9 protein-coding genes and 1 pseudogene are annotated in these 7,946 nt (G+C 66.0%); 2 read left to right on the forward strand and 8 right to left on the reverse strand.

Annotated elements, in window-relative coordinates:
• Positions 1 to 43: 43 nt before the first annotated feature.
• Both ACWDN5_RS45495 and ahcY read right to left on the reverse strand, forming a co-directional pair.
• Complete coding sequence (locus ACWDN5_RS45495; protein ID WP_004559113.1) at positions 44 to 199, reverse strand: hypothetical protein; 156 nt, start codon at positions 197 to 199, stop codon at positions 44 to 46.
• Positions 200 to 320: 121 nt separating this feature from the next.
• Positions 321 to 1,781 (reverse strand): adenosylhomocysteinase, encoded by a 1,461-nt coding sequence (ahcY, locus tag ACWDN5_RS45500; protein WP_310970485.1) that lies wholly within the window; start codon positions 1,779 to 1,781, stop codon positions 321 to 323.
• Between the two features lie 201 nt (positions 1,782 to 1,982).
• Here ahcY and ACWDN5_RS45505 point away from each other — a divergent pair, with 201 nt between their 5' ends.
• A complete protein-coding gene (locus ACWDN5_RS45505; protein WP_449680654.1) occupies positions 1,983 to 3,098 on the forward strand; it encodes a helix-turn-helix domain-containing protein in 1,116 nt (371 codons plus the stop codon).
• A gap of 242 nt (positions 3,099 to 3,340) precedes the next feature.
• Here ACWDN5_RS45505 and ACWDN5_RS45510 read toward each other — a convergent pair whose 3' ends face one another.
• Positions 3,341 to 4,534: a helix-turn-helix domain-containing protein gene (locus tag ACWDN5_RS45510; protein ID WP_449680655.1), complete on the reverse strand. Its 1,194-nt coding sequence runs from the start codon at positions 4,532 to 4,534 to the stop codon at positions 3,341 to 3,343.
• 87 nt (positions 4,535 to 4,621) lie between these two features.
• Here ACWDN5_RS45510 and ACWDN5_RS45515 point away from each other — a divergent pair, with 87 nt between their 5' ends.
• Positions 4,622 to 5,323: an HAD family hydrolase gene (locus tag ACWDN5_RS45515; RefSeq protein WP_449680656.1), complete on the forward strand. Its 702-nt coding sequence runs from the start codon at positions 4,622 to 4,624 to the stop codon at positions 5,321 to 5,323.
• Between the two features lie 123 nt (positions 5,324 to 5,446).
• Here the strand turns inward: ACWDN5_RS45515 and ACWDN5_RS45520 are convergent, their stop codons facing one another.
• The 5 genes and pseudogenes from ACWDN5_RS45520 to ACWDN5_RS45540 all read right to left on the reverse strand — a co-directional run.
• Positions 5,447 to 6,076 carry an NUDIX hydrolase gene (locus tag ACWDN5_RS45520; protein ID WP_449680657.1) on the reverse strand — a complete coding sequence of 210 codons (630 nt, stop codon included), beginning with the start codon at positions 6,074 to 6,076 and terminating at the stop codon, positions 5,447 to 5,449.
• Between the two features lie 43 nt (positions 6,077 to 6,119).
• Complete coding sequence (gene cutA / locus ACWDN5_RS45525; RefSeq protein ID WP_449680658.1) at positions 6,120 to 6,422, reverse strand: divalent cation tolerance protein CutA; 303 nt, start codon at positions 6,420 to 6,422, stop codon at positions 6,120 to 6,122.
• A gap of 88 nt (positions 6,423 to 6,510) precedes the next feature.
• Positions 6,511 to 6,798, reverse strand: a pseudogene (locus ACWDN5_RS45530) (effector-associated constant component EACC1); the annotation flags it as partial.
• 5 nt (positions 6,799 to 6,803) lie between these two features.
• Positions 6,804 to 7,130, reverse strand: a complete 327-nt coding sequence (locus ACWDN5_RS45535) for a hypothetical protein (RefSeq protein WP_449680659.1) — start codon at positions 7,128 to 7,130, stop codon at positions 6,804 to 6,806.
• Positions 7,127 to 7,946 (reverse strand): tetratricopeptide repeat protein (locus ACWDN5_RS45540; RefSeq protein WP_449680660.1); only part of this gene is annotated, 820 nt, incomplete at its 5' end. The genes ACWDN5_RS45540 and ACWDN5_RS45535, both read right to left, overlap by 4 nt.

A 7,946-nucleotide genomic window follows, 5' to 3' on the forward strand; every position in this document is an offset into this window, starting at 1 on the left:
GCCGGCAATGCCGGCCGCGCCAGGCCGTGGCGGGGTCTCGGGATCAGTACCAGTGCGCCCGGCCACCGATCCGGCGGCCGGTGCCGCCCAGGATGGCCAGTGCCACGCCGGCCACCGCGAGAATGATACCGATGGTGTACAGCACCGGGATGCCCACGATGAACCCGATGACAAGGAGAATCACACCGAGAATGATCACTTGACACACTCCTTCGCATGAGACCCGGCCCGGCTCCGTGCCGTCCGGGCGGATGCGCTCTCGCCGGGAGGATGGCCAGTTTCCGGATAAACCAAACTACGGCGAATGGAGCAATCTCGGGTTAGTACCGATAGTGATCGAGCTTGTACGGACCTTCGACGTCGACGCCGATGTACTCGGCCTGCGCCTTCGTGAGCTTGGTGAGCTTCACCCCGAGCGCGTCCAGGTGCAGCCGGGCCACCTTCTCGTCGAGGTGCTTCGGCAGCCGGTGGACGTCGGTGGCGTACTCGCCGGGCTTGGTGAACAGCTCGATCTGCGCGATCGCCTGGTTGGTGAACGAGTTCGACATCACGAACGACGGGTGGCCGGTCGCGTTGCCGAGGTTCATCAGGCGGCCCTCGGACAGCACGATGATCGCGTGGCCGTCCGGGAACGTCCACTCGTGCACCTGCGGCTTGATCTCCTTCTTCACGATGCCCGGCAGCTTCGCCAGCCCGGCCATGTCGATCTCGTTGTCGAAGTGCCCGACGTTGGCGACGATGGCGTTGTGCTTCATGCGGCTCATCTGGGCGGCCGAAATGATGCCGAAGTTGCCGGTGGTGGTGATGAAGATGTCGCCGGTGCCCACCACGTCGTCGAGCTCGACCACGTCCAGGCCGTCCATCGCCGCCTGCAGCGCGCAGATCGGGTCGATCTCGGTGACCGCGACCCGGGCGCCCTGGCCGCGCAGCGCCTCGACCGCGCCCTTGCCGACGTCGCCGTAGCCGCAGACGACCACGCGCTTGCCGCCGATCATCACGTCGGTGGCCCGGTTCAGGCCGTCCACAAGGGAGTGCCGGATGCCGTACTTGTTGTCGAACTTGGACTTCGTCACCGAGTCGTTGACGTTCATCGCCGGGAAGAGCAGCTCGCCGTCCTTGGCCAGCTTGTAGAGCCGCTTGACACCGTTGGTCGTCTCCTCGGTGACGCCGCGGATCTCCTTGGCCATCCGGGTGAACCGGTCGCCGTCGGCGGCGAGGCTCGCGCGGAGGGTATCGAGGATGATCCGGTACTCCTCCGGGTCCTCTTCGGACGGTTGCGGCACCGCGCCGGCCGCCTCGAACTCGACGCCCTTGTGGACGAGCAGGGTGGCGTCGCCGCCGTCGTCGAGGATCATGTTCGGGGCCTGCCCGCCGGGGAAGGCGAAGAGCTGGTCGGTGCACCACCAGTACTCTTCGAGCGTCTCGCCCTTCCACGCGAACACCGGCGTGCCGGTGGGCGCGTCCACCGTGCCCTCCGGGCCGACGACGACCGCGGCGGCGGCCTCGTCCTGGGTGGAGAAGATGTTGCAGGACACCCAGCGCACCTGCGCGCCGAGGGCGACCAGGGTCTCGATGAGCACGGCGGTCTGCACGGTCATGTGCAGCGACCCGGCGATCCGGGCACCCTTCAGCGGCTGGGCGGCGGCGTATTCGCGGCGGATCGCCATCAGGCCGGGCATCTCGTGCTCGGCCAGCCGCAGCTGGGTGCGGCCGGCGTCGGCCAGGGACAGGTCGGCCACGGCGAAGTCGAGGCCGTTTCGGGTCTGCAGTTTGTCACTCATGCTTCGGTGCACTCCGGAGTTCGTCGGGATGCGCTCGGGAGGCGGCACGGAAGTGCGTGCGGAGACAAAGAAGAAGGCACCTCCCTCGCGGGAGGCGCCCTTGGAGCTGCGTCGAATTTGCCTTTCCGGTAGCCTGGTAGCTACGGGGCGTGATGGGAACTGAATCGCCGTTCGCAACTGTTCGCAGCGGGACGGGAGATCGTGCACGAGCTGGGTGGACAACTGCGGGCGGCGCGCGAGGCCGCCGGGATCAGCCTGTCGAGGATGGCGGCGAAGACGCACTACAGCAAGACCTACATCTGGCAGCTGGAGAACGGTGAACGCACCGTCAAACCAGAACACGTCACCGTGTACTCGCGAGCGCTGAACATCGCCGTGGACGCGCTGTACGGGCCGTCGCTGGACCCACTGCGTTTGGCGCACGAGTGGCTGGTGTCCGACACGCCAGTGACGCAGCACCGCGCCGCCGGTCGGCGCGTCGGCGACAGTCTCGCCGAGGAACTCGAGCGCCGGGTCATCGAGCTTCGTCACCTGGACGACACCGTCGGCGGACGCGATCTGCATCCGTTGGTCCAGCGCGAGCTGGCCGAGGCTGCTGAAGTCGTGAGCGGTGGAAGCTACACCGAGCAGGTTGGCCGACGACTGCGCGTGGTAGTCGGCGAGCTCGCGCAGCTGGCCGGCTGGGTAGCCAGCGACGCCGGAGCATACGTGCAGGCCGAACGCACGTACCTCGATGGTGTTTCCGCAGCTCGCGAAGCCGGAGATCATGCGCTGGTCGGGCAGCTGTTCTCGTCGCTGGCGTACCAGATGGCCAACGTGGGCGACCCGGCCGACGCCCAGCTGCTCGCCAGGAGCGCCGTGACCGGCGCCCGGCGAGCCTCGCCAGTGGTCCGCACTCTCCTGCTTGAACGCCTGGCCTGGGCTAGTGCACGAGCCCGCGACCGGGAAGCCGCCCTGCGAGCGCTGGATGAGGTGAGCATCGCCTATGACCAGCGGACAGTCGACGTTCCGGAACCCGAATGGGTGTATTGGATGTCGCGGGACGAGATCGACGTCATGGCGGGCCGGTGCCTGATCGAGCTGGGCGATCCGGTATCGGCGGCGCCGCTGCTCACGGCTGCGATCGACCGCTACGACCACGCGCACGCCCGCGAGGTGGCGCTGTACCGCACGTGGCTGGCCGAGTCCTACGGGCGTGTTGGCGAGCTGGACGCGGCGCGCGCCGCTCTCGCCGACGCGAGAGCTGCCTCCTCGGGTGTCAACTCCACGAGGCTTGCGCGCCGAATGAGTGAGGTCGAGCTGCTCATCCGGGACTGAGAAGTATTCGCTGTGGAACACCGGGATCGCCTCGTTCGTTGCTTGCGGTTGCATTGGCGACACCCCGACGACCGGGGATTCATCACGGCGAACATGAGATTGTGTGTGCGGGAGTTCGCCCGTGACCTCCGGAGGCGAGAGGAAGATCAACCGGCTGCCGGGGGTGTCGCGAAGGAACGTATTTCAGTTACTCGTCGGTAACCCGAACTGTCAGTTCGGGTAGGTGACGGCGATCGTTTGCCCTAGACCGGCAGGCCGAGGCGGCTGGCGAACTGTGAGGCGGCTGCTGATTCGGTTCGTCGTCCGCGTTCCATGACAGTGCGGATGAGTGTGTGCGCCGCGGGCCGGAACCGGACGTCTTCCGGTGCGTCGGTCTCCGCGGTCGTCAGCAGGGCCAGTGTCTGGGCGAACTCGCGTCGCTGCGCGTAGCCCTTGGCCTGGTCCAGTAGGAACGCCACCCGTCGTTCGATCGACGGCGACCGCTCGTGGTCGATCTTGGCTGCCAGCCGCAAGCCTTCGACGGCTTCGCCGGACTCGACTTCGATCGAGACGGCGTACATGGCCACGTTGGTCGGGCCGAATGCTGTCCAGCAGACGTTGCAGTCGCCGACTCGCTCAGCCAGCGGTGCGGCCTGGCGAAGCCGGTCTCGACCAGTCCAGGAATCGCCGGCGCGGACGGCCGCTACCGCAGCGATGAGCAAGAGCGCGCCGGAGAGCGCCGCAGCGTCGAGGTGGTCCGGACCGAGCGCGGCCCGAAGATCGGCGAGTGCCTTCATAGCTTCATCTTCGGCGGCTTCGGCCTGGCCGTCGGCGAGCATGACCTGAATGAGGTTCCACCGTGCTCCGGCCAACCGGACCGGATCATCCGCCTGCTCGGCGGCCCGCTGGGCGCGGTCGGCAGCCAGGAGCGACAGGTCAACGCGGCCGACGCGTTTCGTGACAGTCCGGAGGAGGCCGTAGAGGTCGGCCGCAACGGCCTGAGCCTGTCGCTGGTGTCTACCCGACGTACCGCGGATCGTTGCTTCGGTCGCTGCGATGAGATCCGGCAAATCAGTGGTCAGTTCGCTGTAGCGATGGCCGGACGTCTGCCAAGCGGTCCATGCCTCGCACACTTGGCGGCCGAGTTCGTTGACCGGCGCCGGGTTGGCCGCCACGCGCGTGGTCATGGCGCGGTAGATCGCGTCAGCCGTGACGCTGGAGGCGTGCCGGGTTGGCGTCGCCGGGTGGTTGCTCAGCAGATCGCCCGGCTCGACGCGCAGGACTTGGGCCAGTTGAGCGAGTACCGGAATTGTGGGCGGCTTCTGGCCACGCTCGATCTGGTAGAGGTAGTCCGGCGTAATGCCAGTCAGCCCGGCGACGACCGTTTTCGTCTGGTGGGCGGCCGTGCGGTAGAACCGCACGCGGTCACCCACCATCCGCGCCAACTGGTCGTTCACGATCCCGCGTCGCCTCCCGCTAGGCTTCTGACCAGGTCGAATGGTATCGCGCCGCGCCTAATCCGTCACGGATGGCACACTCACGGTATGACTACGCCTGACGCTGCGCCTCGGACCTTGGTGCTGTGGGACATCGACCACACCCTTATCGAGACGCGAGGTGTCGGGCGGGCGATCTATGACCGGGCGTTTCCGGCGGCGACTGGCAAGCCCCTGGCCAAGCTGGCGAAGATCACGGGTCGGACCGAGCTGGACATCATGGCCGAGTCGCTGAAGGTCAACGGGCTGGAAGCGACAGATCAGGCCGTCCGGAAGCTGGCCGACGCCCTGGTGCAGGGATACGAGGATGCTCGCGAAGAGCTGGCCATCACCGGACGGGCATTGCCTGGCGCACGCGAAACGCTCGAGCGATTCGCGGCCGACCGGTCGATCCACCAGGCGATCCTCACTGGCAACCTACGTAAAGTCGCACGCATCAAGCTGGAGGCCTTCGGACTGGCCGCCTTCCTGGACTTCGACAGCAGTGCCTTTGGCGACGACCACGCCGAGCGGTCGGAGCTGATCCAGGTCGCCCGACAGCGAGCCGAGGCCCGAACCGGCGCGCCTTTCGACGATGAGCACGTCGTGCTAATCGGGGACACGCCGAACGACGTGAAGGCTGGGCTGACTGCCGGAGTGCGAGTCATTGGGGTGGCGACTGGCAAGACTAGCGGAGCAGAGCTGCGAGATGCCGGCGCTGCTCACGTAGTCGGTTCGCTGGCGGCAATCCGAAATTCGAGCCTGTGCTAGTGGCGGTGTGGCTTTATTGAGTCGGCTCCCGTGAAAAAAAGTGCGTTGCGGTCACTCGTGCAAAGTACAGTGTCACGCTTGTAATTCCTTAACGGGTTGGCGCGCTAATGGTTTAGCTCGCTGTTATCGGTAGAACGCGAGGATGTGAAGCAGCGCGACCTGCGACGCGGCGCCGAGGATCTCACCTTTCATGATTCGGTCTCTGACCGTGTCGAGTTGAATCCACGCCACCCGCGCCGCTTCGTTGATGTCCACGGGTTCACCGATGTACTCGGACCGTCGAGCCACGTACAATAGGTTCTCGGCGTCAGCACTTCCCACAAGCGGCTGCAACGAGCCGAGAGGCTCGACATCGAGCGGTCGCCATCCGGTCTCTTCTTCGACCTCTCGCGCCGCGGTCACGGCGGGGTCTTCTTCCGGGTCGACGTAACCCCCTGGCAACTCCCACACCCATCGGTCGATGATGAACCGGTGTCGCCAGAGCATCAATACCCGGTCCTGATCGTCGAGAACGGCCATCATCGCGGCCTTGCGGATGCGGAACACCCACTGCTCGAAGGTCACTCCCTCAGGTAGCTCGACTGAGGCGATGCTGACGCGGTCACGGCGTGTGTCGTCTACCAGGCGTTCGCCGTGGATCTTCCAGCGCGTCGATTCTCGCTTGTCAGGATCTGTCGCCACGAAATAGATGCTACGGAGGGTGGTGGCTCGCCAGTTGACGCGGTACCGGTCGACGCCGACGATCGGCGACATGCCGGCTCTGCTGGGCGTCTATGCGACACTAGTCGTCGAAGCCTCAACCCACCGCAGATAGGCCGCCGAGCCACGGACGAGCTCGACCGCGGTCACTTCTGGCTTGTCCACTGGTGCTGCTCGACGATGTGCGCGCTTCGAGTTCGGTGTAGCGGGCGTCGGTGGTCTTGAACGTTACGTTCCACTCTTCGCCCTCGCCCTGCTCGCCGAGGTGCCAGGAGAACGACGCAACTGGACCGGTGACCTGCGCGGTGGCCGCCAGGTGCGCGGCCAGCGCCGATATAGCGATCTTTGCGGCTGAGGCTCGGTCTGGGGGTGTTGTGGTCACGAGAAGGTGAACGGTCATGCAGCGAGCTTATGACCGCATCGAAGCGGCGACAGGCTGACACCCTGTCGCGTCTGGCGGCCATCCGAGACCCTTGCTCCCGCCGCCCGTCGAACTCGAAAGGCTGGCCGTCCGGCCTGGTCACCGCGATGTGGATATCAGAACGTCGAGGTACGCTGAGAAAATTCTTCAGTGAAGCTGCCAGCACGCTGGAAGCGCCACCCGCGCCGACTGCGGCGATCAGGACGTCCGATGCGGCTCCCAACTCGCCCGGCTCAGGCTCCGCAGGCGCGAATCGCACTGCACCGCGCAACTCGACATCCCGCGACAGCCAGTCGAACAACTCTTCCAGGTCCGCGACGGGATCCTTGCCCTGCACGGACAGCAACAGCTCCACTCACCCTACTCAGCGACGTCCGGTGGCCGAGCCAGTGCTCCCACCTCACCGCGCACCCGGGGAGAACTTAACCGCGAAGATCGCCCTCTCCCGGACTCGTTGACCAATTCCCCGTCCATGACCGCGTCGTAGATCGGCGTGGCCTCAGCTGTGACCGTGTCCTGCTCATCCGGATCGACAGAAGAGCCGACCTGGCACTCGGCGGCCACGATCTCGTGCTCCTCGCCGAGGGCATCGCGTCCCGCGTATGCCGGTTCCAGCGCCTGCTGACAGATCTGCAGGAGTGGCTCCGCTTCGGCAATACTCGGTCGACGGCTACGATCCTTCGTCACGGTCGGCCCTTTCCATGAAGGCGCCGCATCAGGACAGCAGACTTTCGGTCACCAGCGTCTTCGAAGGCGGCAGCGGCCTCACGCCAGGCATCGACTGCTTCGTCGAATTGGCCTAACCCACGCAATGCGCTCCCGAGGTTGCTCCACGCGATGCCTTCGCCATGGCGGTCGCCCAGCTCCCGGCAGATCGAGAGGTCGTTCTGGTGGGCGGTGATCGCCTCATCGAACAGCTGCAATCCCCGCAACGCGTTCCCGAGGTTGTTCCACGCCCGTCCTTCGCCGCGGCGGTCGCCCACTTCTCGATGGATGTTGCCGGCCTGCCGGTGGGCGGTGATCGCTTCGTTGAACTGCCGTAATTCCCGCAAGGTGAGCCCGAGGTTGTTCCGTACCTGCCCTTCCCCGTGGCGGTCGCCTACTTCGCGGTGGATGTCGATGGCCTGCTGGTGTGCGGTGACTGCTTCGTCGAACCGCCGTACCTCATGCAGCGCGATCCCGAGGTTGTTCCAGGCGATGCCCTCGCCATGGCGGTCGCCTACTTCGCGGTGGATGTCGATGGCCTGCTGGTGTGCGGTGATCGCTTCGTTGAACCGTCGTACTTCCCGCAGGGCGTTCCCGAGGTTGTTCCAGGCCTGGCCTTCGCCGCGGCGGTCGCCTACTTCGCGGTGGATGTCGATGGCCTGCTGGTGTGCGGTGACTGCTTCGTCGAACCGCCGTACTTCGCGCAGCGCGATCCCGAGGTTGTTCCAGGCGATGCCCTCGCCATGGCGGTCGCCTACTTCGCGGTGGATGTCGATGGCCTGCTGGTGTGCGGTGATC

This window comes from Amycolatopsis sp. NPDC003731, from assembly GCF_053586895.1.

Coding starts and splice junctions, on each gene's coding strand:
- ahcY (WP_310970485.1), bottom strand. CDS start 1,781: ATGAGTGACAAACTGCAGACCCGAAACGGCCTCGACTTCGCCGTGGCC.
- ACWDN5_RS45515 (WP_449680656.1), top strand. CDS start 4,622: ATGACTACGCCTGACGCTGCGCCTCGGACCTTGGTGCTGTGGGACATC.
- ACWDN5_RS45520 (WP_449680657.1), bottom strand. CDS start 6,076: ATGTCGCCGATCGTCGGCGTCGACCGGTACCGCGTCAACTGGCGAGCC.
- cutA (WP_449680658.1), bottom strand. CDS start 6,422: ATGACCGTTCACCTTCTCGTGACCACAACACCCCCAGACCGAGCCTCA.